General features: G+C 71.8%; 24 protein-coding genes. 3 read left to right on the top strand and 21 right to left on the bottom strand.

The genetic code is table 11. The features are described 5' to 3' along the window. Positions 1–256 precede the first annotated feature (256 nt). From C1J00_RS03980 to C1J00_RS03910, 15 genes are all read right to left on the bottom strand, one after another. The gene (locus C1J00_RS03980; protein WP_102907634.1) at positions 257–1,009 is read right to left on the bottom strand and encodes a sirohydrochlorin chelatase; all 753 of its coding nucleotides are present in this window, start codon (positions 1,007–1,009) and stop codon (positions 257–259) included. Between the two features lie 5 nt (positions 1,010–1,014). Then, positions 1,015–1,911: an ABC transporter permease gene (locus C1J00_RS03975; RefSeq protein WP_102907633.1), complete on the bottom strand. Its 897-nt coding sequence runs from the start codon at positions 1,909–1,911 to the stop codon at positions 1,015–1,017. Continuing rightward, positions 1,898–2,686, bottom strand: coding sequence for an ABC transporter ATP-binding protein (locus tag C1J00_RS03970; protein WP_102907632.1), 789 nt, complete (start codon positions 2,684–2,686; stop codon positions 1,898–1,900). Before C1J00_RS03970 ends, C1J00_RS03975 begins: the two co-directional genes overlap by 14 nt. A gap of 49 nt (positions 2,687–2,735) precedes the next feature. Continuing rightward, positions 2,736–3,839 (bottom strand): aliphatic sulfonate ABC transporter substrate-binding protein, encoded by a 1,104-nt coding sequence (locus tag C1J00_RS03965; RefSeq protein ID WP_102907631.1) that lies wholly within the window; start codon positions 3,837–3,839, stop codon positions 2,736–2,738. Positions 3,840–4,062: 223 nt separating this feature from the next. Next, entirely contained in the window at positions 4,063–5,397 is a 1,335-nt protein-coding gene (locus C1J00_RS03955) for a sulfate adenylyltransferase subunit 1 (RefSeq protein WP_102907630.1), read from the bottom strand. A 2-nt stretch (positions 5,398–5,399) separates the two neighbouring features. Then, a complete protein-coding gene (gene cysD, locus C1J00_RS03950; protein WP_102907629.1) occupies positions 5,400–6,335 on the bottom strand; it encodes a sulfate adenylyltransferase subunit CysD in 936 nt (311 codons plus the stop codon). Then, complete coding sequence (gene cysC, locus C1J00_RS03945) at positions 6,332–6,868, bottom strand: adenylyl-sulfate kinase (protein WP_102907628.1); 537 nt, start codon at positions 6,866–6,868, stop codon at positions 6,332–6,334. Before cysC ends, cysD begins: the two co-directional genes overlap by 4 nt. 23 nt (positions 6,869–6,891) lie before the next feature. Further along, positions 6,892–7,602, bottom strand: a complete 711-nt coding sequence (locus tag C1J00_RS03940) for a phosphoadenylyl-sulfate reductase (protein WP_102907627.1) — start codon at positions 7,600–7,602, stop codon at positions 6,892–6,894. Beyond that, positions 7,599–7,787 (bottom strand): hypothetical protein, encoded by a 189-nt coding sequence (locus C1J00_RS03935; RefSeq protein ID WP_102907626.1) that lies wholly within the window; start codon positions 7,785–7,787, stop codon positions 7,599–7,601. Before C1J00_RS03935 ends, C1J00_RS03940 begins: the two co-directional genes overlap by 4 nt. Then, positions 7,784–9,481 carry a nitrite/sulfite reductase gene (locus tag C1J00_RS03930; protein WP_102907625.1) on the bottom strand — a complete coding sequence of 566 codons (1,698 nt, stop codon included), beginning with the start codon at positions 9,479–9,481 and terminating at the stop codon, positions 7,784–7,786. The genes C1J00_RS03935 and C1J00_RS03930 overlap by 4 nt, the downstream gene beginning before the upstream one ends. A 127-nt stretch (positions 9,482–9,608) precedes the next feature. Then, positions 9,609–9,692 (bottom strand): putative leader peptide, encoded by an 84-nt coding sequence (locus C1J00_RS47830; protein ID WP_311241247.1) that lies wholly within the window; start codon positions 9,690–9,692, stop codon positions 9,609–9,611. 126 nt (positions 9,693–9,818) lie between these two features. Beyond that, positions 9,819–10,391 carry a GNAT family N-acetyltransferase gene (locus tag C1J00_RS03925; protein ID WP_102907624.1) on the bottom strand — a complete coding sequence of 191 codons (573 nt, stop codon included), beginning with the start codon at positions 10,389–10,391 and terminating at the stop codon, positions 9,819–9,821. Between the two features lie 66 nt (positions 10,392–10,457). Then, positions 10,458–11,768, bottom strand: a complete 1,311-nt coding sequence (locus C1J00_RS03920) for a hypothetical protein (RefSeq protein WP_102907623.1) — start codon at positions 11,766–11,768, stop codon at positions 10,458–10,460. Between the two features lie 175 nt (positions 11,769–11,943). Next, complete coding sequence (locus C1J00_RS03915) at positions 11,944–13,221, bottom strand: GAF domain-containing protein (RefSeq protein ID WP_180989396.1); 1,278 nt, start codon at positions 13,219–13,221, stop codon at positions 11,944–11,946. Between the two features lie 263 nt (positions 13,222–13,484). Next, positions 13,485–15,119, bottom strand: a complete 1,635-nt coding sequence (locus tag C1J00_RS03910; protein WP_102907621.1) for an acyl-CoA dehydrogenase family protein — start codon at positions 15,117–15,119, stop codon at positions 13,485–13,487. 110 nt (positions 15,120–15,229) lie between these two features. Here C1J00_RS03910 and C1J00_RS03905 point away from each other — a divergent pair, with 110 nt between their 5' ends. After that, entirely contained in the window at positions 15,230–16,396 is a 1,167-nt protein-coding gene (locus C1J00_RS03905) for a YihY/virulence factor BrkB family protein (RefSeq protein ID WP_102907620.1), read from the top strand. Positions 16,397–16,430: 34 nt separating this feature from the next. Here C1J00_RS03905 and C1J00_RS03900 read toward each other — a convergent pair whose 3' ends face one another. Continuing rightward, positions 16,431–17,288, bottom strand: coding sequence for an NmrA family NAD(P)-binding protein (locus tag C1J00_RS03900; protein ID WP_102907619.1), 858 nt, complete (start codon positions 17,286–17,288; stop codon positions 16,431–16,433). 81 nt (positions 17,289–17,369) lie between these two features. On the opposite strand from C1J00_RS03900, the gene C1J00_RS03895 reads away from it, so the two are divergent. Beyond that, on the top strand, positions 17,370–18,305 hold the full coding sequence (locus C1J00_RS03895) for an AraC family transcriptional regulator (RefSeq protein ID WP_102907618.1): 936 nt from the start codon (positions 17,370–17,372) through the stop codon (positions 18,303–18,305). 265 nt (positions 18,306–18,570) lie between these two features. Further along, on the top strand, positions 18,571–19,260 hold the full coding sequence (locus C1J00_RS03890; RefSeq protein ID WP_102907617.1) for a helix-turn-helix domain-containing protein: 690 nt from the start codon (positions 18,571–18,573) through the stop codon (positions 19,258–19,260). Here the strand turns inward: C1J00_RS03890 and C1J00_RS03885 are convergent. The 5 genes from C1J00_RS03885 to C1J00_RS03865 all read right to left on the bottom strand — a co-directional run bounded on the left by C1J00_RS03885 (position 19,240) and on the right by C1J00_RS03865 (position 24,774). Further along, positions 19,240–19,644 (bottom strand): VOC family protein, encoded by a 405-nt coding sequence (locus C1J00_RS03885; protein ID WP_102907616.1) that lies wholly within the window; start codon positions 19,642–19,644, stop codon positions 19,240–19,242. The genes C1J00_RS03890 and C1J00_RS03885 overlap by 21 nt on opposite strands. A gap of 391 nt (positions 19,645–20,035) precedes the next feature. Continuing rightward, positions 20,036–21,103 carry a LacI family DNA-binding transcriptional regulator gene (locus C1J00_RS03880; protein WP_102907615.1) on the bottom strand — a complete coding sequence of 356 codons (1,068 nt, stop codon included), beginning with the start codon at positions 21,101–21,103 and terminating at the stop codon, positions 20,036–20,038. A gap of 186 nt (positions 21,104–21,289) precedes the next feature. Further along, the gene (locus tag C1J00_RS03875) at positions 21,290–22,882 is read right to left on the bottom strand and encodes a glycoside hydrolase family 43 protein (protein ID WP_102907614.1); all 1,593 of its coding nucleotides are present in this window, start codon (positions 22,880–22,882) and stop codon (positions 21,290–21,292) included. A 93-nt stretch (positions 22,883–22,975) separates the two neighbouring features. After that, positions 22,976–23,890, bottom strand: coding sequence for a carbohydrate ABC transporter permease (locus C1J00_RS03870; RefSeq protein ID WP_102907613.1), 915 nt, complete (start codon positions 23,888–23,890; stop codon positions 22,976–22,978). Next, a complete protein-coding gene (locus C1J00_RS03865; protein ID WP_102907612.1) occupies positions 23,890–24,774 on the bottom strand; it encodes a carbohydrate ABC transporter permease in 885 nt (294 codons plus the stop codon). The genes C1J00_RS03870 and C1J00_RS03865 overlap by 1 nt, the downstream gene beginning before the upstream one ends. Positions 24,775–24,776 lie beyond the last annotated feature (2 nt).

Here is a 24,776-nt window from a genome sequence, read left to right as displayed (position 1 = left end):
AGGGCCCCCCGGTCCGCGTCGATCTCGGTGAACGGCTGCCTGCCTGTCGCCACGCCGGCCGAGCAGGTGTCCACGAGGAAGACGACACGGTGCCGCATACCACCGCGCTCGACTTCCTGCTGCTCAGCGGCGCCGGGACGAGGGGGCAGCGTCGCTCTCCGACGCTACCCGGTCAACCGCCGGGCACAAGGCCGATCGTGACGCCCCGGACGGCGGCGCCGACGAGCCGAGTTCGCGGGCCGGGCCGGGGAAGTCGTCAGGCGCTCACGGCCGCAGGCAACGGCATCCGTGCCGCCTCGTACCGTTCCAGCACCACCCGCGCCACCTCGGGGGCCGGGCCCAGGACGTCCGCCAGGACATCCGCCTGCGCGGCGCCCCGGGCGATGCGGTCCGGGAGGAATCCGGGAGCCAGGACGTACGGGGCGACGGCGACCCGGGAGCAGCCCAGAGTCCTGAGTTCGCGGACCGCGTCCTCGGTGCGCGGGAACCCCGCGGGAGAACCAGCGGAGGCGAACGCAGGCCGCACGGCGCACCAACCGGTGTGCCGCCACTCCCGCGCGATTTCTGCGATCACTGCGATCGCCTCCGGGTCGGTGGACCCCGCCGAGGCCAGGACGACCCCGGTCGAGGACTTGTCGGCGGGGGTCAGCCCCGCCTCGTGGAGGCGTCGCTCCAGGGCCGCCGTGAGCAGGGGGGAGGGGCCCAGGACGTCCGCCTGGTGGATGCGCAGCTGCGGCGGCGCGTCCGCGAGGACCGCGGGGATGTCCGCCTTCGCGTGGAACGCCCGGGTGAGCAGGAGGGGCAGGGCGACGACGTCGCGCACGCCCTGCACCGCCAGGGACTCCAGGACCCCCTGCACCGAGGGGACGTTGAAGTCCAGGAAGCCCGTCTCCACCCGTACGTCGGGGCGCGTCGCCCGCACCCGGCGCACCAGGGCGTGCACCGTCGCGGCATGGCGCGGGTCGCGGCTGCCGTGGGCGATGACGAGGAGAACGGGCTGGTTCGTCATGGGACTCAGCTCTTCACCAGCAGGCCGCGGCTGCGCAGCACCCACCGCTCCAGCGGGCTGAAGATCAGCAGGTCGATGGCGATGCCGACGATCAGGATCAGGAGGATCGCCTCGAACACCATCGCCATGTCGCTGGCGTTGCGGCCGTTCTCCAGCAGCTGCCCGAGGCCGACGCCGAGGTCGGGGAAGGACGCGATGATCTCCGCGGCCATCAGGGAGCGCCAGGAGAAGGCCCAGCCCTGCTTCAGGCCCGCCACATAGCCGGGCAGGGCGGCGGGCAGGACGATGTGCCAGGTGCCCTTCAGGCCCGTGGCGCCGAGCGTGCGCCCCGCGCGCAGGAACAGCGGCGGCACCTGGTCGACGCCGGACACCAGGCCGTTGGCGATGGACGGGACCGCGCCGAGCAGGATCACGGCGTACATCATCGAGTTGTTCAGACCCAGCCAGATCACCGCCGGCGGCACCCAGGCGACCGACGGCAGGGACTGCAGGCCCGACAGGATCGGACCGATCGCCGCGCGGATGAACTTCACGCGGGCCACGATCAGGCCCAGCGGCGTGCCGATCAGCAGGGCGAAGCAGAAGCCGAGCAGACCGCGCGAGACGCTGGTCCAGATGTAGCCGAGCAACTCGCCCTGGAGCCACGCCGTCTCGACCACGTCCCACACCGCGGACGGCGCGGGCAGCTTGGTCGGGTCGTCGACGATCTTGAAGGAGACGAGCGCCTGCCAGACCGCCAGGACCAGCGCGACGGCGAGGAGGGGCGGCAGGATCTTCTGGACGAAGGTCTGCCGGAACGGCGTGCGGAGCGTCTGCCGCGTCTCCAGCGCGTCGAGGCCCGCCTCCAGCCCGGCGAGATCGCTGCCGTCCTTGGCGACGGTCGTCGAATCAGTGCTGGCCATGACGGCGGATCTCCCCACGCAGTTCTTCGGTGATCTCGACGGACAGCTCCGCCACGGCGGTGTCCTCGATGCGGCGCGGATGCGGAATGCCCACGGTCCACTCACGCGCGATCCGCCCCGGGCGGGAGGACAGCAGCACCACGCGCTGCGCGAGCCGGACCGCCTCGCGCACGTTGTGCGTGACGAACAGGACGGACACCTGCGTCTCGCGCCAGATGCGGGTCAGCTCGTCGTGCAGCACGTCCCGTGTGATGGCGTCCAGCGCCGCGAACGGCTCGTCCATCAGCAGCAGGTTGCTCTCCTGGGCGAGCGCGCGGGCCAGGGCGACGCGCTGGCGCATACCGCCCGACAGCTCGTGCACCCGCTTGCCGTACGCGCCCTTCAGCCGCACCAGCTCGAGCAGCTCCTCGGCCCGCTCCCGGCGCTCGGCCTTCGGCATGCCCCGCAGCTTCAGGGCGAGTTCGATGTTCTTGCCCGCGGTCAGCCACGGGAACAGCGCGTGCTCCTGGAACATCAGCGCCGGACGGCCGTCCGTGGCGATCTCGCCGGCGCTGGGGCGGTCGAGGCCCGCCACCAGGTTGAGCAGCGTGGACTTGCCGCAGCCCGAGGCCCCCAGGAGGGTGACGAACTCTCCGGGCGCGACATCGAGGGTGATGTCGTCCAGGACGAGCTGCTGCCCGGCGGGGCCCGCGAACGACTTCGACACGTGGTCGATCCGGGCGGCGTGCGTGGCCGACTCGGTGCCGTCGGCGGCCTTGGCGAGGGTCGTGGCCATGGTCGTCACCTCCTGGGAACTGTTCACAATGCGGCTTCGGGGTGCGGGCTTACTTCACGCCGAGGCCGGCGTCGTCGACCGTGGGCTCGCCCTCGGCCTTCAGGACCTTGTTCAGCGGCGCGAGGTCGTAGATGCCCTTCAGGCCCGGGGTCTCCAGCAGCCCTGCCTTCACCGCGTGCTCAGCCTCGGTGCCGAGGGTGGAGGCCAGCGGGTCGTCGGTGAACCGGATCGACTTCCACGCCGGGTCGAGCACATCGGCCGGCAGCGCCTTGCCGGAGTCCTCCTCCAGCCGCTTGTTCGCCGCTTCCTTCGCCGCGTCCTGGTTGGCGTTGATCCACTTGTTGGTCTCGACCGAGCCCTTGAGCACCGCCTCGACGACCTTCGGGTGCTCCTTCAGGAAGTCCTGCCGCACGATGATGTTCGTGATCACGAACTTCTTGTCCGGCCACAGCGCCGACTCGTCGAGCAGCACCTTGCCGCCCTCGGCGACCAGCTTCGACGCGGTCGGCTCCGGCACCCAGGCGCCGTCGACCGACCCGGCCTTGAAGGCGTCCGGGGTGACCTTGTTGTCGCTGCGGACGACCGTGACGTCACCCTTGCCGCTCTGCGGGTCGACCTTCCAGCCCTGTTCCGCGGCCCAGTTGAGGAAGGCCACGTCCTGCGTGTTGCCGAGCTGTGGGGTCGCGATCCGCTTGCCCTCGACGTCCTTCAGCGACTTGATCTTGTCCGGGTTCACCACGAGCTTCACCCCGCCGGACGCCGAACCGCCGATGATGCGCAGGTTCTTGCCCGCCGACTTGGTGTAGCCGTTGATCGCGGGGGAGGGGCCGATCCAGCCGATGTCGATGGAACCGGAGTTGAGCGCCTCGATCTCCGAGGGGCCGGCGTTGAAGACGGCCGGCTCGGCCTTCGTGGCGCCGAGAGCCTTCTGGAAGAAGCCCTTCTGCACACCCACCAGAGCGGTGCCGTGGGTGAGGTTGCCGAAGTAGCCGATCCTGACGCTGTCGAGACCCTCGATCTTCTTCGCCCCGGCCGCGACCTCGGCGGTGCCGTCGTCCTTGGCCTGGGAGCCGTAGCCGCAGGCGGCCAGCGTGAGCAGGGGGAGCGCGGCGATGACCGCGAGGCCGCGGCGCAGAGCGGATGGAGCAGGCACGGGAGGTGGTCCTCTCGGAGGCCCGGCGGTCACGTTCCGATCAGGTCGTGGCCGGGAGGTCGGCGGGTTTTCGTCTACGGCGGTGGGGGGTGAGGGCGCGCGGGCAGTGCGCGTACGTCAGCGCACACATCGCGCCACTCCGCCCTGCCCGCTGCCCAAGGCACCGCTGCCGACGCGGCCGCCCTCCTTGGCGAACATCGAGTAGAAGTCGGGGGAGGTCATGTCAGAAGTCCCACCCGTCGTCCTCGGAGCCGTCCTTGACCGGTTCCGGGGCCGCGAAGGACTCGCCGACCATCCCGGCGGTGAGGGTCTGGCCGTCGTTCGGGTCGATCAGGATGAAGGAGCCGGTGCGGCGCGAGTCGGCGTAGGAGTCGACCGGCAGCGGCTCGGCGGTGCGGATCTTCACCCGGCCGATGTCGTTGGCGATGAGCTGTCCCGGGTGCGGGTGCAGGGACAGGTCGTCGAGCGTGAGGCGGGACGGGATGTCCTTGACGATCGCCTTGACCGTGCGGGTGCCGTGCTTGAGCAGCACCCGGTGGCCGACCGTCAGCGGGGCGTCGGCGACATGGCAGACGGTCGCCTCGATGTCCTGCGTCGTGGCGGGCGCGTCCTTGCTCGGCACGATCAGGTCGCCGCGCGAGATGTCGATGTCGTCCTCCAGCAGGAGGGTCACCGACTGCGTCGTCCAGGCCACGTCCACCGGCTCGCCCAGCAGGTCGATACCGGAGATCTTCGAGGCGCGGCCCGACGGCAGCACCGTGACGGACTCACCCACGTGGAAGGAACCGGCCGCGATCTGACCGGCGTATCCCCGGTAGTCGGGGTGGTCCGGGCTCTGCGGCCGGATCACATACTGCACGGGCAGCCGGGCGTGGCAGTGGCTCAGGTCGTGCGCGACCGGGACCGTCTCCAGGTGCTCCAGCACGGTCGGGCCGCCGTACCAGTCCATGTTCGCGGAAGGCTCCACGACGTTGTCGCCGACGAGCGCCGAGATCGGGATGGCGGTGACCTCGGGGACGCCGAGTTCGGTCGCGTACGCCGTGAACTCCTCGGCGATCGCCGCGAACACCTTCTCGTCGTAGCCGACGAGGTCCATCTTGTTGACGGCGAGGACCGCGTGCGGGACGCGCAGCAGGGCGGCGATGGCCGCGTGCCGGCGGGTCTGCTCGACGACGCCGTTACGGGCGTCGACGAGGATCACCGTCAGCTCGGCGGTGGAGGCGCCGGTGACCATGTTGCGCGTGTACTGCACATGGCCCGGGGTGTCGGCGAGGATGAACCGCCGCCGGGGGGTGGCGAAGTAGCGGTACGCCACGTCGATGGTGATGCCCTGCTCCCGCTCGGCCCGCAGGCCGTCCGTCAGCAGCGCGAGGTCCGGCGCCTCCTGGCCGCGGCTCGCGGAGACGCGTTCCACGGCCTCCAGCTGGTCGGTCAGGACCGACTTGGAGTCGTGCAGCAGCCGCCCGACGAGGGTGGACTTGCCGTCGTCGACGGAGCCGGCGGTGGCGAACCGCAGAAGGGTCGTTTCCGCGAGTTCCTCGGTGGTGATCGTGCTCATCTCTAGAAGTACCCCTCGCGCTTGCGGTCTTCCATCGCGGCCTCGGACATCTTGTCGTCGGCGCGGGTGGCGCCCCGCTCGGTGAGCCGGGAGGCGGCGATCTCCACGATCACCTTCTCGATGGTGTCGGCGTCGGAGTCCACCGCGCCGGTGCAGGACATGTCACCCACGGTCCGGTAGCGCACGAGCCGCTTCTCGACGCTCTCGCCGTCCTTCGGCCCGCCCCACTCGCCGGCGGTCAGCCACATGCCGCTGCGGGAGAACACCTCGCGCTCGTGGGCGTAGTAGATCTGCGGCAGTTCGATGCCCTCGCGGGCGATGTACTGCCACACGTCCAGCTCGGTCCAGTTGGACAGCGGGAACACGCGCACGTGCTCACCGGGCGCGTGCCGGCCGTTGTACAGGTTCCACAGCTCCGGGCGCTGACGGCGCGGGTCCCACTGGGAGAACTCGTCGCGCAGGGAGAACACCCGCTCCTTGGCCCGGGCCTTCTCCTCGTCGCGGCGCCCGCCGCCGAAGACGGCGTCGAACTTCTCCGCCTGGATCTTCTCGGTCAGCGGCAGCGTCTGCAGCGGGTTGCGGGTGCCGTCCGGGCGTTCCTTGAGGACACCGCGGTCGATGTAGTCCTGCACGGACGCGACGTGCAGCCGCAGCCCGTGCCTGTCGACCGTGCGGTCGCGGTAGTCGAGGACCTCGGGGAAGTTGTGCCCGGTGTCCACGTGCAGCAGCGAGAACGGCACCGACGCCGGCCGGAAGGCCTTCAGCGCCAGGTGCAGCATGACGATGGAGTCCTTGCCGCCGGAGAAGAGGATCACCGGCCGCTCGAACTCGCCCGCCACCTCGCGGAAGATGTGCACCGCCTCGGACTCGAGGGCGTCGAGGTGCGACAGCGCGTAGGGGCTGCCGGTCTCCTCGGAAACGGTGGCGGCGGTCGTCATGCCAGTCCCCTTTCGGTCAGCAGGGCGAACACGGAGGCCGCGGACTCCTGCACGGTCTGGTTCTGCGACTCGATGCGCAGGTCGGGCGACTCGGGCGCCTCGTACGGGTCGTCGACCCCGGTGAGCCCGGTGAGCTCGCCCGCGGCCTGCTTGGCGTACAGGCCCTTCACGTCACGCTCGCTGCACACCTCGACGGGCGTCGCGACATGCACCTCGACATAGCCGGTGCCGTTCGCCTGGTGCCGCTTGCGCACCGCCTCCCGGCTGTCCTGGTACGGCGCGATGACCGGGACGAGGGCCAGCACGCCGTTGCGGGCGAGCAGTTCGGCGACGAAGCCGATGCGCTGCACGTTGGTGTGCCGGTCCTCGCGGCTGAAGCCGAGACCCGCCGAGAGGAACTCGCGGATCTCGTCGCCGTCGAGCACCTCGACCCGGTGGCCCTCCTCGCGGAGCCGGCCGGCCAGCTCGTGGGCGATCGTGGTCTTGCCGGCGCTCGGCAGACCCGTGAGCCAGACGGTGGCTCCGGTCGTCACGTCACTCTCCTGAATCGTCGTCGTCATCCGTGCAGCCCGCACTCGGTCTTGCTACGGCCCGCCCAGCGGCCGGCGCGCGCGTCCTCGCCCTCCAGGACCCGGCGGGTGCAGGGCGCGCAGCCCACGGAGGCGTAGCCGTCCATCAGCAGCGGGTTCGTCAGCACACCGTGTTCGGTGACGTAGGCGTCCACGTCGTCCTGCGTCCAGCGGGCGATCGGGGAGATCTTGACCTTCCGCCGCTTCTCGTCCCAGCCGACCACCGGGGTGTTCGCCCGGGTCGGGGACTCGTCGCGGCGCAGACCGGTCGCCCAGGCCCGGTAGTCCTTCAGGCCCCGCTCCAGCGGCTGCACCTTGCGCAACTTGCAGCACAGGTCGGGGTCGCGGTCGTGCAGCTTCGGGCCGTACTCCGCGTCCTGCTCGGCGACCGTCTGGACCGGGGTGAGCGTGATGAGGTTGACGTCCATCACGGCCTCGACCGCGTCGCGGGTGCCGATGGTCTCCTCGAAGTGGTAGCCCGTGTCGAGGAAGACCACGTCGACGCCGGGCATCGCGCGGGCGGCGAGATGGGCGACCACCGCGTCCTCCATGGAGGAGGTCACGCAGAATCGCTTGCCGAACGTCTCGGCCGCCCACTGGAGGATCTCCAGCGCGGAGGCGTCCTCGAGATCGCGGCCCGCCTGCTCGGCGAGCTGCTTCAGGTCCTCGGTGGTGCGCTCTTCCTGAGCGGTCGTCATATCTGTGCCCCTCCGGAGTCGGATCGCTTCACTCCCTGGGCCAGCAGCCCCAGGAACTTCAGCGAGAAGGCCCGGCTGCACGCCGCGCATTCCCACGCGCCGTGCCTGCCCTCGGCGGCCTCGCTCGGACGCAGGTCCTCGTCCCCGCAGTAGGGGCAGTAGAACGGGGCCATCCGCTCGCTCACGACAGGGCCTCCTCGCCGGCCCGCGCGGCCCACGTGGCGAACCGCTCGCCGTCCTCGCGCTCGGCCTGGAACCGCTTGAGGACGCGCTCGATGTAGTCGGGCAGTTCCTCGGAGGTGACCTTCAGACCGCGGACCTTGCGGCCGAAACCGGCCTCCAGGCCCAGGGCGCCGCCCAGGTGCACCTGGTAGCCCTCGACCTGATCCCCCTGGTCGTTGAGCATGAGCTGGCCCTTGAGACCGATGTCCGCGACCTGGATACGGGCGCAGGCGTTCGGGCAGCCGTTGAGATTGATGGTGAGCGGCTCGTCGAAGTCCGGCAGACGGCGCTCCAGTTCGTCGATCAGCTGCGAGCCGCGCTGCTTGGTCTCGACGATGGCGAGCTTGCAGAACTCGATGCCGGTGCAGGCCATGGTGCCGCGCCGGAACGAGGAGGGCCGGGCGGTGAGGTCGAGCGCCTCCAGGGCCTCGACGAGCGACTCGACCTGGTTCTCCTCGACGTCGAGGACGATCATCTTCTGCTCGACGGTGGTGCGCACCCGGCCCGAGCCGTGGGCCTCGGCGAGGTCGGCGATCTTCGTGATCGTCGCGCCGTCGACGCGTCCCACGCGCGGGGCGAAACCGACGTAGAACCGGCCGTCGTTCTGCCGGTGCACACCGATGTGGTCGCGCCACAGCTGGGACGGCTGCTCCGGGGCGGGCCCGTCCACCAGCTTGCGCTTCAGGTACTCGTCCTCCAGGACCTGCCGGAACTTCTCGGCGCCCCAGTCCGCGACGAGGAACTTCAGGCGGGCGCGGGTGCGCAGCCGGCGGTAGCCGTAGTCACGGAAGATCGAGATGACGCCCTCGTAGACGTCCGGCACGTCGTCGATCGACACCCAGGTGCCCAGCCGCACGCCCAGCTTGGGGTTGGTGGACAGGCCGCCGCCGACCCACACGTCGAAGCCCGGGCCGTGCTCGGGGTGCCGGACGCCGACGAAGGCGACGTCGTTGATCTCGTGCACCACGTCCAGCACCGGGGAGCCCGAGATCGCGGTCTTGAACTTGCGGGGGAGGTTCGAGTACGCCGGGTTGTTCAGGACGCGGCGCTTCATCTCCTCCAGGGCCGGGGTGGCGTCGATGATCTCGTCCTCGGCGATGCCCGCCACGGGCGAGCCGATCATCACACGCGGGGTGTCGCCGCAGGCGGTGACCGTCGACAGGCCCACGCCCTCCAGCCGGTTCCAGATCTCGGGAACGTCCTCGATGCGGATCCAGTGGTACTGGACGTTCTGCCGGTCCGTGATGTCGGCGGTGCCGCGCGCGAACTCCTGCGAGATCTCGCCGATGACCCGCAGCTGCCGCGTGGTCAGTGCTCCGCCGTCGATCCGGACGCGCAGCATGAAGTACTCGTCGTCCAGCTCCTCCGGCTCCAGGATCGCCGTCTTGCCGCCGTCGATGCCGGGCTTGCGCTGGGTGTACAGCCCCCACCAGCGCATACGGCCGCGCAGGTCGTTGGGGTCGATCGACTGGAAGCCGCGCTTGGAGTAGATCGTCTCAATGCGTGTCCGCACGTTGAGACCGTCGTCGTCCTTCTTGAACTGCTCGTTGCCGTTCAGCGGGGTGTGATGCCCCACGGCCCACTGGCCCTCACCGCGGTGACGGCTCACCTTGCGGCGGGGAGTCGCGGCGGCAGGCTTCTGCGGGGAGGCGGCCATGGTTGATACGTCCTTCGGACAGGCGGGAATGCGGCTCTGACCTGCGCGTGCGCGCATGGGCATACGTGCGCGTCATTGCGCGGGAAAGGAGAAGGCAGGGGGGATGTCGGGCGCGGGCTGAGTACGCTCAGTGCGCCGGACAGATGGCGCTGGACATGCGGCCGAGGTCGACGTGCCGCCGACTCACCAAGGCGATCCCAGTTCCAGACATGACGGAAGCGTGTCACGGCGATCTGGACACAGTCCAGCTTCGTCCAAGATGCGGACACCCTTGTCTCGCACAGCAAGACAAGGGTGTTATGGGTCACATTGGCCGTTCTCGAAGTGTCCGTCCAGGTCAGGCGGGGTACGCCCCGGGCCACGGTCCCGGAGTGGCAGCCTCCGCTTCCTCTTCGACCTTGGTGTCGAACAGCTTGAAGCCCCGCCGCCGGTAGTTGTCCATCGCGTGCTCGCCGTCCTTGCTGCAGGTGTGCAGCCAGACCCGCTTCGTCGGCGCCAGTCCCGCCCAGCGGTCCGCGAGGTCCCAGGCCCGGGCCGTGCCGTACGACAGCAGGTGCCCGCCGATGCGCCGGCCGCGGAAGGCGGGGAGCAGGCCGAAGTGGGAGATCTCCACGACCCCGTCGTCCTGGGCCTCCAGCTCCACGTACCCCGCGGGTGTGCCCCGGTCGTACGCCACCCACGTCTCCACGCCGGGCCGCTCCAGGTGCTCCAGCCACCGCGCGTGCGACCAGCTCAGCTGGTCGGTCCAGAGGATGTCACCGCCGACCGAGGTGTAGAGGAACCGGCTGAATTCGGGCGAGGGTACCTCGGAGCGGACGACCCGGACGTCCCCGTCCGGCGCGACGGCCGGCTGCAGGTCGGTCGGGGCGGTCTGCTCCAGAGACCAGGTGGTCACGGCGATGGTGGTCATGCGGGCCAGAAAATCATCCGATCCACTCGTCTGTCGATCGGCCCCGTGTCTCGCGGGCGGCTCCGGTCAGCCCAGCGCCCGGTCGATCGACGCCAACGGCAGCGCGAACAGCATCCGCCCCGCCTGGGACCAGACCTCGCCGGTCTCCTCCCAGTAGGAAAGGGAACCCGACCGGCCGCTCCAGCAGTGCCGCGTCTCGTCCGTGCCGCACTCCGTCGCCCGTGCACCGTCCGTGTCCTGGCGCCACAGCGTGCCGTGCCCGCCCGGGCTGCCCGACGCGCGGTCCAGGTACCAGCCGGTTCGGTGCGCCAGCACGCCCCGCACGTCCGCCGTCTTCGTCTCGTACGCCTCGACCGGGTCCGCGTCCCCGGAGGAGTCGGTGGCGAGCAGCCCGGAGCGTGCCGGGTCACGGCTCAGCGCGTAGCGCCACAGCCGGGAACGCCGGTCGCCGTCCGCGGGCACCCACTCGCCGGCGACCAGGCTGTCGGGGGAGGTGCTGCGGTCCAGGGAGACGGTGGCCGGTCGGGCCGCGTCGTCCCCACCGGGCAGCGTGTACGATCCGACGGCCGGCAGCACGAACCGGGAGCCGTGCGCGGCCCAGCCGCCCCGCACCCGGCCGACCGCGTCGGACTCGACGGTGGCGCGCTGGATACGGTCCATGTCGTACACGTACAGCGCGTTCCGGTCGTCCTCGCGGGTCGTCACCAGCAGCTTGTCCTGGTACCAGACCATGCCGGAGACAGGGGAGACCAGCCCCCGGTAGTCCCGCCCGCCGTCCACCGGGACGGCCAGCAGGGCCCATGTGTAGCGCAGCGCGCCGGGATCGTTCGCGTCGACGAAGGCGACCTTTGCCAGGCCCTGTCCGGGGGCCGGACCGTCCAGGGAGCCGCCCTCGGCGCCCCGGGTCCAGCCGGAAAGGATCACGCGGTTCGCGCCCCAGCGGCCGTCGTCGTCCGCGTCGCCCGAGGTCGTGACCGCGCCGGCCCGCCAGCCCCGGGTGCCGGAGTCGCCGAAGCAGTAAGCGCGCGTGGCCGACGGCTCCACCGGCAGACTGTCCTTCTCGGGGGCCGGGCAGTCGGCCGCCTCCCGCAGTGGGGCGTCGGCGCTCTCCAGTACCGTGCCGACGCCGACGGGCCGGCCCATCTCCGACGCGAGCCGGTCCAGCCACCGCCCGGGCACCCGGTGCTCGGCCAGCGGCAACCGCCCGGCCCCGTCGGTCGCGGAGACCGGCTTGAGAGCCCCGGGGGCGTCGGCGACGGTGGCCTGCGAGGCGCTGATCAGGGTGGCGGCGGCGGTGAGCGCCAGAGCCGTCCCGGCCAGGGTCGCGCGCAGCGCCCTGCCCCGCCTGCGTCGCCGGTGTCTGCCGCGATGCTTCATAACGTCCTCCCGAGACGGACCAACTGCGCCTGTTGATCCGCACGTTGACGGAGGAGCAGGTGGGGTGGCCCGTAGAGGGATGCTACGGCAGGTGAGCGGCGCGCGGGACGAAGACCCTGCAAATATGCGAAAGATGCACCCCTCGGGGCGGCTTGTACGGCACTCGCGGTGAACCTCAGGGCGCCGCTGTGGATCCGCGACGCCCGCTCACCGCCGGCGCGGCCGAGTGCGGCAGCAGATCCCGCGGGTCCTCCGGAAGCAGCACCTCGACCTCGGCGTCCTCGGCGAACCGGTACGGCCGGTGCTCCAGCAAGGCCCCCAGATACCTCCGCACCCGCGACATCTCGGCACGCACCGTCACCGTGCGGGCCGGATCGCCGAACACGTCCCCGGCCAGGCCCGAGGCGCTGCGGCCGGAGCGGTGAACGGCGAGCAGATACAGCAACTCCGCGTGCCGCGGGCTCAGTTCCCGGGTCCAGGAGCCCGCCCCGCCGAGCACCTCCACCGACCAGCGCCGCGCCTGCCTGAGGTCCAGCACGATCCTCGCCGGGCCGCGCGGCACCGGCTCGTCGTCGACCACCCGCACCAGCCAGCCCCCCGCCAGCGGCTCCACCGAGCACAGCCCGAGCGCCGGCAGCCATCTCGGGCCCGCCGACAGGGACTTCGGCAGGGCCACCCGCCGCACGTACGGCATCCCGCTGACCGCGGCGGTCCAGCCGTCCGGATCGACGACCAGGGCACGGCCGCCGATCCGGGCCAGCACCGGCGCCGCCACCGCGCGCAGCCGCTCCAGCGACTCCGTGTGCATCTCCCGCAGCCGGGCCTCGGCGAGCCTGGCCACCGAGCCGACCCAGGCGAGCGTGGCCGGATGCATCGTCTCCAGCGGGCCGCTGACGTCCACCACGCCGAGCAGCCGGCCGTCCCGCGGATCCGTCAGAGGAGCGCCCGCGCAGGTCCAGCCGGCCTGGGAGCGCACGAAGTGCTCGGAGGCGAAGACCTGCACGGGCCGGCGCACCACCGCCGGGGTGCCCAGACCGTTCGTGCCGACGACGTCCTCACGCCAGTCCGCGCCGAGTCCGAACCCCAGCCCGTCGGCCTTGCGCAGCACCGGTGGGCTGCCCTCGCGCCACAGCACCCGGCCGTCCTCGTCGGCCACCACCATGATGTGGTGGGCTACGTCGGCGGCCGCCAGCAGCCCCTCCCGGAGCACCGGCAGCACATGGCGCAAAACCGATGTCTCGCGCCGCCGCTGCACCTCCTCGCGGGACAGCGGGTCCGCCCGGACGTCGTGCTCAGGATCCACACCACTGCGCATCATCCGCTCCCAGGACCGCTCGATCACCGGACGCGGCGCCACCGGAGCGGGCCGCCCGGCCAGCCGCGCCGAGCGGACCTGCTGGAGAACCCGGGCCGCGCGCGTGCTGTCGACGGCGGCCAAGTGCGTGACGTCCATACGCGTGCGCCCCCCGGAGTCGCTTTTGACTGACCGTCTCATAGTGCCGTCTGCCCCAGCGGCGCGCGCCCAGTCCGCGGACTGCCGGCAGCAAGTTGCAACCCCCTGCAACCCTGGTGGACAGCCCGGCCGTGTCCGAAACTTGAGCGGCGCCGTCCCGAGCGGGGTTCAGCGGCTCGAACGGGGCCAGTGCGGCGGGGGTGGTGCCGTGTCGGCGCAGCACCACCCCCGCTCTTCCGCGTACGCGTGCGACGCCGGCCGGATCAGGACACCGGCCGTGCCCGCTCCACCACCGACGCCAGGTCCAGCGTGTGCGGCAGCGTCCCGAAGGCGGCGCCCCCGTCGCCGCCCAGCCGCCCCGCGCAGAACGCGTCGGCCACCTGCGGCGGCGCGAAACGGACCAGCAGCGAACCCTGGAGCACCAGCGCGAGCCGCTCCGCCAGCCGCCGCGCCCGCCCCTCCACGCCCTCCAGATCGGCGAGTTCGGTCAGCAGATCCTTGATCGCCCCGTCGAGACGGTGATCGGCGCCGCGCGCCTGCCCGACCTCGCGCAGATACGCGTCCAGCGCGCCCGGCTCCCGCTGCAACGCCCGCAGCACGTCGAGCGCCTGCACGTTGCCCGCGCCCTCCCAGATCGAGTTGAGCGGCGACTCGCGCACCAGCCGCGGCATCGCGGACTCCTCCACGTATCCGTTGCCGCCCAGGCACTCCGCCGCCTCCACCGCGAGGGGCGGGCACCGCTTCGTCACCCAGTACTTGGCGGCCGGCAACGCGATCCGCAGCAGCGCCCGCTCCTGCTCACCGCCGTCGTCGCAGGCCGCCGCGAGCCGTAGCCCCAGGGCCGTCGCCGCCTCCGACTCCAGGGACAGGTCGGCGAGAACGTTGCGCATGAGCGGCTTGTCGACGAGCTTCCCGCCGAACGCCTCGCGGTACGTGCAGTGATGCACCGCCTGCGCCACCGCCTGCCGCATCAGCCCGGCCGAGCCGAGCACGCAGTCGAGCCGGGTCGCCGCGACCATCTCGATGATGGTGCGCACCCCGCGCCCCTCCTCGCCGACCCGGCGCGCCCAGGTCCCCTCGAACTCCACCTCGGCGGAGGCGTTCGACCGGTTGCCCAGCTTGTCCTTGAGCCGCTGGATCCGGAACACGTTGCGCGTGCCGTCCCCGAGCACCCGTGGCACCAGGAAGCAGGTCAGCCCGCCCGGAGCCTGCGCCAGCACCAGGAATCCGTCGGACATCGGCGCCGAGCAGAACCATTTGTGGCCGGTCAGCTCGTACGTACCGTCCTCGGCGAGGGGCCGCGCCGACGTGCGGTTGGCCCGGACGTCACTGCCGCCCTGCTTCTCCGTCATCCCCATGCCGAACAGCGCCCCGGCCTTGAGGTGCGCGGGCCGCAGCTCACTGTCGTAGACCATGGACGTCAGCCGCGGCTCCCACTCGGCGGCCAGGTCCGGGTCGGTGCGCAGGGCCGGCACCGCGGCGTGCGTCATCGACAGCGGGCAGCCGTTGCCGGCCTCGACCTGCGTCCACACCACGAAGGCGGCGGCCCGCCGCAGATGCCCGGCCGGCCGGCCCCACGCCGCCGTCAGGCCGGCCGAGACGCCCTTGCCGAGCAGCCGGTGCCAGGAAGGGTGGAACTCGACCTCGTCGGCGCGGTTGCCGTACCGGTCGTGCGTCACAAGCCGCGGCGGGTTCTCGTTGGCCAGCCTGCCCCAGTCCTGCACCTGCGCCGAGCCGGACGTGCGGCCCAGCGCCGTCAGCTCGCCGAGGACCTCCTCGCGCAGGGCCGGATCGAGATGCCGGCCGACCGCGTCGGCCAGGGCCCGGTCGGCGGAGAAGACGTCGTACCCGACCAGCGGCGGGACCTGGTTCGTCACGGTGTGGGTGCTGCCTGCCATGGTGCGAAAGTACCCCGCGGCGGCACCTCGGTCACCAGCGGACCCGGCCCGGTCCTCGAAGACCCGGCCTGTGGGTGAGTGGGGCCGGGCACGGCGGATACCGTTAGGGGGTGCAGCCAGCAAGCGAAACCCCCGACACACCCTCCGGGCGCCTCCACCGGGCGCGAGCCCTCTACCGGAACGTCTCCAAGCGCAAAACCGCCTGGCTGCTGGTCAAGGACACCGTCAACTCCTGCATCGAGTACCGCATCCTGGGCCTCGCGGCCGAGGCCGCGTTCTTCACCCTGCTGTCGGTGCCACCCCTGCTGCTCAGCATGATCGGACTGCTCGGCTACGTCGACGCCTGGACCGGCGCCGACACCATCCAGAGCCTGCAGACCAACCTCCTGGAGGCCGCCCGCACGGTGCTGTCCGACCGTGGCGTGCGGGAGATCGCGGAGCCGATCCTGCACGACGTGACGAAGGGCGGCCGGCCCGACATCATCTCCATCGGCTTCCTGTTCGCCCTGTGGTCCGGCTCCCGCGCGGTGAACGTCTTCATCGACACCATCACCGTGATGTACGGCCTCGACGGCGTCCGGGGCATCGTCAAGACCCGCCTCATGGCCTTCCTGCTGTTCATCGTGGCCCTGCTGATCGGCTCCGTCGCGCTGCCGCTGATGGTGGCCGGGCCGGACGCGGTGGTGCGGATCGTGCCGTGGTCGACGACGGTCGTGCAGGTCCTCTACTGGCCCACGGTCATCCTGCTGTCGATCGCCTTCCTGACGACGCTGTACCACGTGTCGGTCCCGGTCCGGTCCCCGTGGATCGAGGACGTGCCCGGAGCGCTGGTCGCCCTCGGCATGTGGGTGCTCGGCAGCTTCCTGCTGCGGATCTACCTGACCAGCACGGTGGAGGGACCCACGATCTACGGCTCCCTCGCCGCGCCCGTCGCCGTGCTGCTGTGGATCGGTGTGGCCGCGTTCGCCGTGCTGGTCGGGGCCGCGGTCAACGCCGCCATCGACCGGGTCTGGCCGGCCGCCGCCACGGCTGCCGCCCGCGAGGCGAACGAGCGGCTGCGGCAGGCCCAGGTCGCCGAGTACGTCGCCCGCGCCACCGCCGCGGGCGAGGCCGACCCCGACATGCCCTCCGAGTTCCCCGAACGCTGGTCCCGCTTCCTGCCGCCGGAGGACGTGTCGGCCCGCCTGCGCACCCATGTGAAGAACACCCACGTGAAGAACACCCACGTGAAGAGCACCCAGGTCAACGGTGAGGGGACGCCGCCCGAGGACCGGTGACGGGCGCCGGCTCCGGGCATGGTGAAAGGACCCCTCAGGCCTTCCAGGTCCCGGCCGCGGCCTCCTCGCGCACGAAGTCGCCGAAGTCCCGGGGCGCGCGGCCCAGGACCTCCCGCACGCCGTCCGAGAGGTGTGCGTTGCGGCCGTCGAGGAGCGTGCCGAAGATCTCCGTCATCCCCGCCACCTCCTCCGGCGGCACACCGAACCCGGCCAGCGCCTCGCCGTAGTCCCGCGTCGAGACGGCCCGGTACGACAGCGGGCGCCCCGTCACCCCGGCGATCTCCGCGACCGCCTCCCCGAAGGTCAGCAGCCGGCCCCCGGAGAGGTTCAGGATCCGCCCCGCGTACCGGTCGCCGGAGGTCAGCACGCTCACCACCACGTCCGCGATGTCGCGCACGTCGAGGAACGGCTCGCGCACCTCGTCGGCCGGGAACACCAGCTCGCCGCGCTCCCGCAGCTCCGCCACCAGCGGCCCCTCGCTGAAGTTCTGCGCGAACCACGCCGCCCGCACGACCGTCCAGTCCGTCCCCGAAGCGCGCAGTGCCTCCTCGGTGGGGAGGGCCTGGTCCTCGCCCCGCGCGGACAGCAGCACCAGCCGTCGCACGCCGAGTCCGACCGCCTCCCGCGCGAGCGCGCCGACCACCTCCGCTGCCCCCGGGGCGCCGACGTCCGAGGGGTGGGCGAGGTAGGCCGCGTCGGCGCCGCGCAGGGTGTCCGCCCACGTCGAGGAGTCCCACCAGTCGAAGCCCGTCGCCCGCGAAGCCGCCCGGACCGTCAGTCCGGCCGCCTCCGCGGCCCGCGCCACCCGGCTCCCGGTACGCCCCGTGGCGCCCGTCACCACCACCGTCATGAGCTGTGTGTTCTCCGCCGTGTTCTCCGTCGTGTTCGTCATGCCGTCGAGTCAACTGCCGTACGCCGCACGGAACCATCGCTGAACGGCTCATTCCCATACGCCCGCGTCTACGCTGGCCGCATGGACGCTCTCGCCGGTCTGCTGGAGGGGCCCCGCGCGCGGGGCGCGTTCATGATCAGGGCCTGTTTCGACCCGCCGTGGGCGGTGCGCGTGGAGGACCGGGCCCCACTCACCGTGATGCTCGTCGTCCGCGGCGAGGCCTGGATCGTGCCCGACCGGGGCGAGCGGACGCGGCTCAAGGCCGGGGACCTCGCCATCGCCCGCGGCCCGGACCCGTACACCTGCGCCGACGCCCCCGGCACGGCACCGCAGGCGGTGATCCTGCCGAACCAGGAGTGCCGCTACCCCGACGGGCGGCCCCTCAACGGCTCCATGGACCTGGGCGTGCGCACCTGGGGCGACCGGCTCGACGGGAGCACCGTGATGCTGATAGGCACCTACCCGATGCGGGGCGAGGTCGGCGGGCGGCTGCTGGACGCCCTGCCGCCGCTGCTCAGCCTCCCGTCCGACGTGTGGGACTGCCCGCTCACGCCGTACCTCACCGAGGAGGTCGTCCGGGACGAGCCGGGGCAGGAGGTCGTCCTCGACCGGCTGCTGGACCTGCTGGTCATCGCCGCGCTGCGGGCCTGGTTCGCACGCCCCGAGGCGGAGGCACCGGCCTGGTACCGGGCCCTCGCCGACCCGGTCGTCGGTGGCGTGCTGCGCCTGCTCCAGGACGACCCGGCCCACCCCTGGACCGTCGCCGCGCTCGCCGCGAAGGCCGGGGTGTCCCGAGCGGCGCTGGCCCGCCGCTTCACCGCCCTCGTGGGCGAACCCCCGATGACCTACCTGACCGGCTGGCGCCTCGCCCTCGCCGCCGACCGCCTGCGCGACTCCGCCGACACCCTCGACGCGGTGGCCCGGAGGGTGGGCTACGGCAGCGCTTTCGCCCTGTCGACGGCGTTCAAGCGGGTGTACGGGGTGAGCCCGGTGGAGTACCGGGGGCGGGTGGCGTAGCGGCACGGGAACCCGTCGTGGCACGGGAACGGTCGCGGTTCGGGAATCGGTCGCGGCACCCGGTGCCGGCACGAGTTCCCGTACCGGCAAGGGTTCCCACACCGGTACCCGGCACCGGCATCGGTACCCGGCATCGGCATCCGGCATCGGCACCCGGCATCGGCATCCGGCACCGGAACCGGCACCGGCACCCGGCACCAGAACTGGCGCCGGAATCGGTACCGCCCCCCGCGCCTGCCGCCGTGCCCGGCGTAGCCTGGCCCTCGTGTACGTGGAGCGGGCGTCGCGGCTGCCCGGAGCGGTCGTGTGGACCAACACCCCGACGCGGCCCGGAGTGGCGCGGGTCCTGCCCGACGGGTGCATGGATCTGCTGTGGCACGACGGGCGGCTGATGGTCGCCGGGCCCGACACCCGCGCGTACCTCCCGGACGGTGTGACCGGCCCCTGGGCCGGGGTCCGCTTCTACCCGGGCACGGCCCCGGCGCTCCTGGGCGTGGCGGCGCACGAGCTGCGCGACCGGCGCGTCGAGCTCGCGGACCTGTGGCCGGCCTCGCAGGTGCGGCGCCTGGCCGACCGGGTGAACGCGGCCCCCGACCCGGCGAGCGGCCTGGAGGAGCTGGCGCTGCGGAAAGCGGCCGGTGCCGAGCCCCCGGACCCGCTGCTGCGGCAGGTCGTCACCGCCCTGGACGCGGGCCGTCCCGTCGCCGCTACCGCCGATGAACTCGGCCTCGGCGCACGCCAGTTGCACCGCCGCTCACTGTCCGCCTTCGGCTACGGCCCCAAGACCCTGGCCCGCATCCTGCGGCTGCGCCGCGCCCTCGCGCTGGCCCGGGCCGGTGTGCCCTTCGCGCAGACGGCCGCCCGGGCCGGTTACGCCGACCAGGCCCATCTGGCCCGCGACGTAAGGGAGTTGGCCGGGCTCCCGCTGGGGGAGCTACTCGGCCGCGACGGCTAGTGGGGCGTACAGATCCACCCCGTTGCCGTCCGGGTCGAGCACGACGGCGTACCGCTGCCCCCAGAAGGCGTCCCACGGCTTGAGCTCGCCCTCATGCCCCGAGCCGACCAGCTCGTCGTACAGCGCGTCCACCTCCTCCGGTCCGTCGCAGCGCAGGGCCAGCGAGGTCCGGCCGCCGCCGGCGGGCGGCTGCCAACCGGGCAGGAAGGAGCGGACCGTCTCCTCGGTGTCGAGCATCAGCCGCAGCCCGCCGGGCAGTCCGGCCTCGGCGTGCGGCTGGTTCTCGGCGCCGTCCGGGAAGGCGAACCCGATCCGGCGGTAGAACGCGACGGAGGCGGCCATGTCGGAGACGACCAGGCCGATGGCATCGAATCGTGCAGTCATGTCGCCACCGTAGGCAGCCCGCACCGCCCGGTCTTGAAGGAATCGGACACCCCGCGCCGGACGGCCGTGACGCCCCCCCGGTCGCTGCGCGAGGCCGTGGTGCCCCCCGGTCGCTGCGCCGAACCCGAAAATTTCGGTCGCCACGAGGCCCCCGGCGGCTCCCGATCTCCTGGGTTCGGACGCCATGGCACCACGACTGCTCGTCCACGCCCGCACCAGCGGCTTGGCGGCTCCGTGGGCGTGCACGCGGCGGCCCGCACGGAGTACGACCGGCCGTACACGGCGAACTGCTGGGCGCGCGGTTCGCCCGGCACCCGCTCCACCAGCCTGGCAAGGCCGTCGTCGAGGACCACCACGGGCCGGGCCCGGTGCGCCGGTCGGCGGCGGCCGCTCAGGGGGCGGCCGGGAGCACCTCCTGCGCGCGCGGCCCGGCCGTACTCGCCCGTTCCACCAGTCGCGTCGACAGCTCGGTACGCGTGCTCTCGGGACGATGCCCGTCCATCATGCGCAGCAGCGACCGCAGGGCCGTCGCGGCCATCTCGGACAGCGGCTGGCGGACGGTGGTCAGGGCGGGGGAGGCCCAGCGGGCCTCGGGCAGGTCGTCGAAGCCGACCACACTCATGTCGTCCGGGACCCCCAACCCCCTTTCGGACAGGGCCTCGTAGACACCCAGTGCCATCCGGTCCGAGCAGACGAAGACGGCGGTCGGCGGCTCGGGCAGGTCGAGGAGTTCCAGCATGCGGCGGTGGGCCACGCTCTCGTCGAAGCCGGCGTGCCGGACGTACTCGGCGCGGTGCCGGACCCCCGCCGACGCGAGCGCCGAGCGGTACCCGGCGACCCGCGCGCTGCTGCACATCGTGCGCCGTGGACCGGCGATGACCGCGATCCTCTCGTGGCCCAAGGACAGCAGGTGCTCCGTGGCCGTCAGACCGCCCTGCCAGTTCGCGGCACCCACCGAGACCACGCCCTCCGGCGGTTCCTGCACCGGGTCGATCATCACGAACGGTATGCGGTGCTGCTCCAGCCACGCGTACTGCGAGTCGCTGAGCTCGGCCAGGTTGAAGAGAACCCCGGAGGAACCGCGGGCGACCAGCTTGTCCAGCCAGCCGCGCTCCGGGCGGCCCACCCGGGAGCGGATCAGGGCCGCCGACACCACGACCTCCAGGCCCGCGTCGTGCGCCGCGTCCTCCACCCCGTGCAGCACCGCGCCCGACCAGGAGCTCTCCAGCGAGTGCACGACCAGATCGACCAGCCGGGGGGCCTTCGCCGCGTCGAAGCGGGGTCTGCGCACGTACCCGAGCCGGTCGAGTGCCTCGGTGACGCGGCGGCGGGTCTCGGGTGCCACGTCCTCGCGGCCGTTGACCACCTTCGACGCGGTCGGCACCGACACCCCCGCCTCGCGCGCCACGACCGCCAGTGTCGGACCGGCAGCCACGCTCGCACTCGCCGTACGGACCATCGGGAACCCACCTCTCCGGCCCGCCCGAGGGCCGTGGAAAGTTTCGACCAGCTCTGCGCACGGCGGACATGGCGGACCGCCGGGCAGAAAGCGCTTCCTACTGTAGGTGCGGCGCAGGACGGGTGGAAGAGAAGTGAATTCACCGCTTCGCTTCGGTCAAAACTTTCGAAACCCCGAACACCTCGCTCAGCAGGGTGTGCAGGTCAGCCGAAACCCGGTGAAGTCCGCCGTGAACGCCGCGTCCACGAGGTCCCGGGCGTGGATCCCCGCCATCGCCCCCGTGAACCGCAGCCGGGAGCCGTGGTCGTCGGACAGCCGGCCGAAATCCAGCACCGGTCCGACCTGTGCGCGCTCCCCGTCGCGTACGTACCAGAAGCGCGCGTCGGCCCCCTCGACCGTCACCCCCAGCGTCACCGGCCCGTCCACGGCCACGTCGACGACAGCGGCCTGCCGCATGCCGTCCTCGTCGCGCTCGACGAGGCTGAGTACCGTACGGCCGGGGGTCCCGTCCCACTGCTGGCCGCGCTGCGGCTCGCCCGCCGGTTCCGCCCATGTCAGGTCCAGGGCGAAATACGCCTCGGGGTTGTACCAGAGCACCAGCCCGGCCGCCTGCGTGAAGGTGACCGGCCGTGCCTCGAGGGTCACTTCGGCCTCCGCGCGGTGCTCGGTGACGCGCTGGGCCAGCAGACCGGCCGCCCACCGGGACTCCGGCCCGTGCCGGCCGCGCAGCCGGATCCAGCCCGGCCGGGTCGTGGTGTCGGCCCAGGACGGGTCCGGCGGCTCGCGCAGGGTGCTCCACGGCCAGGACAGATCCCGCGGCGGTGCGGCCGGGGGCAGCGGGTGCGGCCGCGTCGGTACGTCGACCTCGACCGCGGGGTGCCACCCGCCCTGCCGCAGCCGGGGCCAGCCCTCCGCGTCCCAGGTCACCGCCTGGACCGCGGTCTCCCGGCCGAGCGTGCAGCGGCGGCCCTGCGGGGTGTGCAGCGGACGGGCCGTCAGATGGCTCAGGAGCCACTGCCCCTCCGGCGTCTCGACCAGCTCGCCGTGCCCCGCCTTCTGCAAGGGCACCTCCGGGTCGTCCCGGGTCGTCAGCAGCGGCCGTGCGTCGAGTTCGTACGGACCCGTCAGCTCCTTGCCGCGGGCCACCCGCACCCCGTGCTCCCAGCCCGTGCCGCCCTCCGCCAGCAGCAGGTAGTACCAGCCGTCGCACCGCAGCAGCTTCGGCCCCTCGATCAACCGGTCGTGCCGGAGCAGCAGACGCGTCCCGCCGACGGGCTCCAGCGTCTCCCGGTCCAGCTCCGTCACGACGATCCCCGCGAACCGCTCACCCCCCGGCCGGTGGTCGTTCTGCAGATTCAGCAGCCACAGCCGGCCGTCCTCGTGGAACAGGGCCGGGTCGAAACCGTGGCTCGCGACCCGGCGCGGAGCGCTCCACCCGCCGTCGACGCGGGTGGCCGTCGAGACGTACGTGTCGAGGTCGAAGTACGGGGTGCCGACGGAGCGCACGACGGTGTACGTCACCCAGAACCGTTCCCCGTCCCAGCTCAGCGACGGTGCCCAGACGCCGCCCGAGTCGGGCACACCGGCCAGCGAGTTCCCGGGGACCGCTCCCTGGACGTGTCCCGCGTACTCCCAGTGGGCCAGGTCCCGGGAGCGGTGGATCGGGATGGTCGGAAACCACTCGAAGGAACTGGTCGCCACGTAGTACCAGTCACCGACCCGCACCAGTGACGGGTCGGGGGCGAAGCCGCGGAGGACGGGGTTGCGCAGGACGGTCACGCGAGGGCTCCCGGAGCGTCGGTCACCCTGGAGGCCGCAGGGAGTCAGGATCACCTGCGGCCCCCAGGAGTCGGGGGAAACGGGGAAGGAACATCACTTGAGGGCGCCGAGCGTCACGCCGGAGCGCCAGTAGCGGCGCATCGCGACCATCATGATCGCCATCGGGACGATCGACAGCAGCGCGCCGGTCAGCACCAGTCCGGTGAGGTCGATGCCGGACTCCAGCCGGGTGCCGGTCCAGTTGTAGAGTCCGAGGTTGAGCGTCCAGTTCTCCTTGCCGCGCAGCACGGTCAGCGGCAGGAAGAAGGCGTTCCAGGTGTTCACGAAGGCCAGCAGGAACACCGTCGCACCGCCCGTCGTCATCATCCGCAGCACGATGCTGAAGAAGATCCGCAACTCCCCGGCGCCGTCGATCCGGGCGGCCTCCAGCAGCTCGTAGGGGATCGTCGCCTCGGTGTACACCTTGGCCAGGTACACGCTGAACGGGTTGATCAGACAGGGGATCAGCATCGCCCAGGGCGTGTCCACCATGCCGATCGCGGAGAACAGCAGATACAGCGGCAGCGTCAGCAGGGCGATCGGGATCAGGAACGAGCCCACGACACACGCGAAGATCGCGTTGCGCCCGGGGAAGTCGAAGCGGGCCAGTCCGTAGCCGGTTGCGAGCGCGATCAGCGTGCCCCCGAGCGAACCCACGCCCGCGTACAGGAACGAGTTGGCCGTCCACCGCAGGAAGATCCCGTCCTGGTACGTGAACACCTGTTGCAGGTTGTCCCACAGGTGCCAGCCCGAGAACCACAGGCCGTTGCTCTGGTACAGGGCCGTACGGTCCTTGGTCGCGGCGACGATCAGCCACCACACCGGGAACAGGCTGTAGGCACTGGCCAGCACCAGCCCCACGAGCAGGAAGCGCTGACCACCCCGCCCGCGGGAGGCCGGGTCCGGCCGGGTCAGCCTGCGGACGCTGCGGACTTCGGGCCGCTCGGTCGTCTGCTCGGTCAGCGTCATCAGTCGGCCTCCTTCGAGGTGAGCCGGTAGAAGAGGAAGGAGGCGATGCCCAGGATCAGGGCGAGCAGCACCGACAGGGCGGCGGCGTAGTTGTAGTTGCCCGCGTTGAACGCCTGGTTGTAGATGATCATGATCGGGGTGAAACTGTCGCTGACCGTCTGCGGGGTGATGTTCCGGAACAGCGCCGGCTCGTTGAAGATCTGCAGCATCTGGATGATCGACAACAGGCCCGTCAGGACCAGCGCCCCGCGCACGAACGGGATCTTGATGCTGCGCGCGATCCGCAGCTCCGAGGCGCCGTCCAGCCGGGCCGCCTCGAACAGCTCCCGGGGCACGCCCTGCAGCGCCGAGTAGATGATCACCATGTTGTAGCCGATGCCGTGCCAGGTCAGCAGGTTGCCTATGGCCGGCCACACCATCGACGGCGCGAAGAAGTTCCAGTCGAGGCCGAGTGACGCGCCGATCGCGGTGAGCGGGCCGACGTCCGGGCTGTAGAGGTTGACCCACACGATCGCCGCGACCACGCCGGGAATCATGTACGGCACCAGCAGCACGATCCGGAACCTGCTCGCCGCCCTGGACGTGAGCGCGTCCAGGAACAGCGCCAGCAGCAGGCTGATCACCAGCATGAACGGGATCTGGACACAGGCGAAGAGCACCACCCGCAGGATGGAGTTCATGAACGCCGGGTCCGACAGCCCCTGGGTGTAGTTGTCGAGCCCGACGAACTCCGTCGTCGCACCGCCGAGACCGAGCCCGGACTGCTTCTCCGTGAACAGCGACTCGTAGACGGCATAGCCGATCGGGAGCAGGTACAGAAAGACGAAGCCGAGCTGGAAGGGCACCGTGAACGCGGCACCCTTCCAGCGCATGGAGCGAATCATCG

Origin of the sequence: Streptomyces cahuitamycinicus (genome assembly GCF_002891435.1) — a bacterium.
Lineage (GTDB): Bacteria > Actinomycetota > Actinomycetes > Streptomycetales > Streptomycetaceae > Streptomyces > Streptomyces cahuitamycinicus.
Note: the sequence above shows the minus strand (reverse complement) of the source record. Positions and strands in the feature narration are given on the sequence as shown.

Bases quoted from the DNA above. Each gene is read 5' to 3' on its own strand.
- C1J00_RS03920 (WP_102907623.1), bottom strand. From the start codon at position 11,768: ATGAAGCATCGCGGCAGACACCGGCGACGCAGGCGGGGCAGGGCGCTG.
- C1J00_RS03940 (WP_102907627.1), bottom strand. From the start codon at position 7,602: ATGACGACCGCTCAGGAAGAGCGCACCACCGAGGACCTGAAGCAGCTC.
- C1J00_RS03915 (WP_180989396.1), bottom strand. From the start codon at position 13,221: ATGGACGTCACGCACTTGGCCGCCGTCGACAGCACGCGCGCGGCCCGG.
- C1J00_RS03970 (WP_102907632.1), bottom strand. From the start codon at position 2,686: ATGGCCACGACCCTCGCCAAGGCCGCCGACGGCACCGAGTCGGCCACG.
- C1J00_RS03930 (WP_102907625.1), bottom strand. From the start codon at position 9,481: ATGGCCGCCTCCCCGCAGAAGCCTGCCGCCGCGACTCCCCGCCGCAAG.
- cysD (WP_102907629.1), bottom strand. From the start codon at position 6,335: ATGACGACCGCCGCCACCGTTTCCGAGGAGACCGGCAGCCCCTACGCG.
- C1J00_RS03980 (WP_102907634.1), bottom strand. From the start codon at position 1,009: ATGACGAACCAGCCCGTTCTCCTCGTCATCGCCCACGGCAGCCGCGAC.
- C1J00_RS03870 (WP_102907613.1), bottom strand. From the start codon at position 23,890: ATGACGCTGACCGAGCAGACGACCGAGCGGCCCGAAGTCCGCAGCGTC.
- C1J00_RS03975 (WP_102907633.1), bottom strand. From the start codon at position 1,911: ATGGCCAGCACTGATTCGACGACCGTCGCCAAGGACGGCAGCGATCTC.
- C1J00_RS47830 (WP_311241247.1), bottom strand. From the start codon at position 9,692: ATGTCTGGAACTGGGATCGCCTTGGTGAGTCGGCGGCACGTCGACCTC.
- C1J00_RS03925 (WP_102907624.1), bottom strand. From the start codon at position 10,391: ATGACCACCATCGCCGTGACCACCTGGTCTCTGGAGCAGACCGCCCCG.
- C1J00_RS03880 (WP_102907615.1), bottom strand. From the start codon at position 21,103: ATGGTCCGTACGGCGAGTGCGAGCGTGGCTGCCGGTCCGACACTGGCG.
- C1J00_RS03955 (WP_102907630.1), bottom strand. From the start codon at position 5,397: ATGAGCACGATCACCACCGAGGAACTCGCGGAAACGACCCTTCTGCGG.
- C1J00_RS03910 (WP_102907621.1), bottom strand. From the start codon at position 15,119: ATGGCAGGCAGCACCCACACCGTGACGAACCAGGTCCCGCCGCTGGTC.
- C1J00_RS03900 (WP_102907619.1), bottom strand. From the start codon at position 17,288: ATGACGAACACGACGGAGAACACGGCGGAGAACACACAGCTCATGACG.
- C1J00_RS03895 (WP_102907618.1), top strand. From the start codon at position 17,370: ATGGACGCTCTCGCCGGTCTGCTGGAGGGGCCCCGCGCGCGGGGCGCG.
- C1J00_RS03885 (WP_102907616.1), bottom strand. From the start codon at position 19,644: ATGACTGCACGATTCGATGCCATCGGCCTGGTCGTCTCCGACATGGCC.
- C1J00_RS03865 (WP_102907612.1), bottom strand. From the start codon at position 24,774: ATGATTCGCTCCATGCGCTGGAAGGGTGCCGCGTTCACGGTGCCCTTC.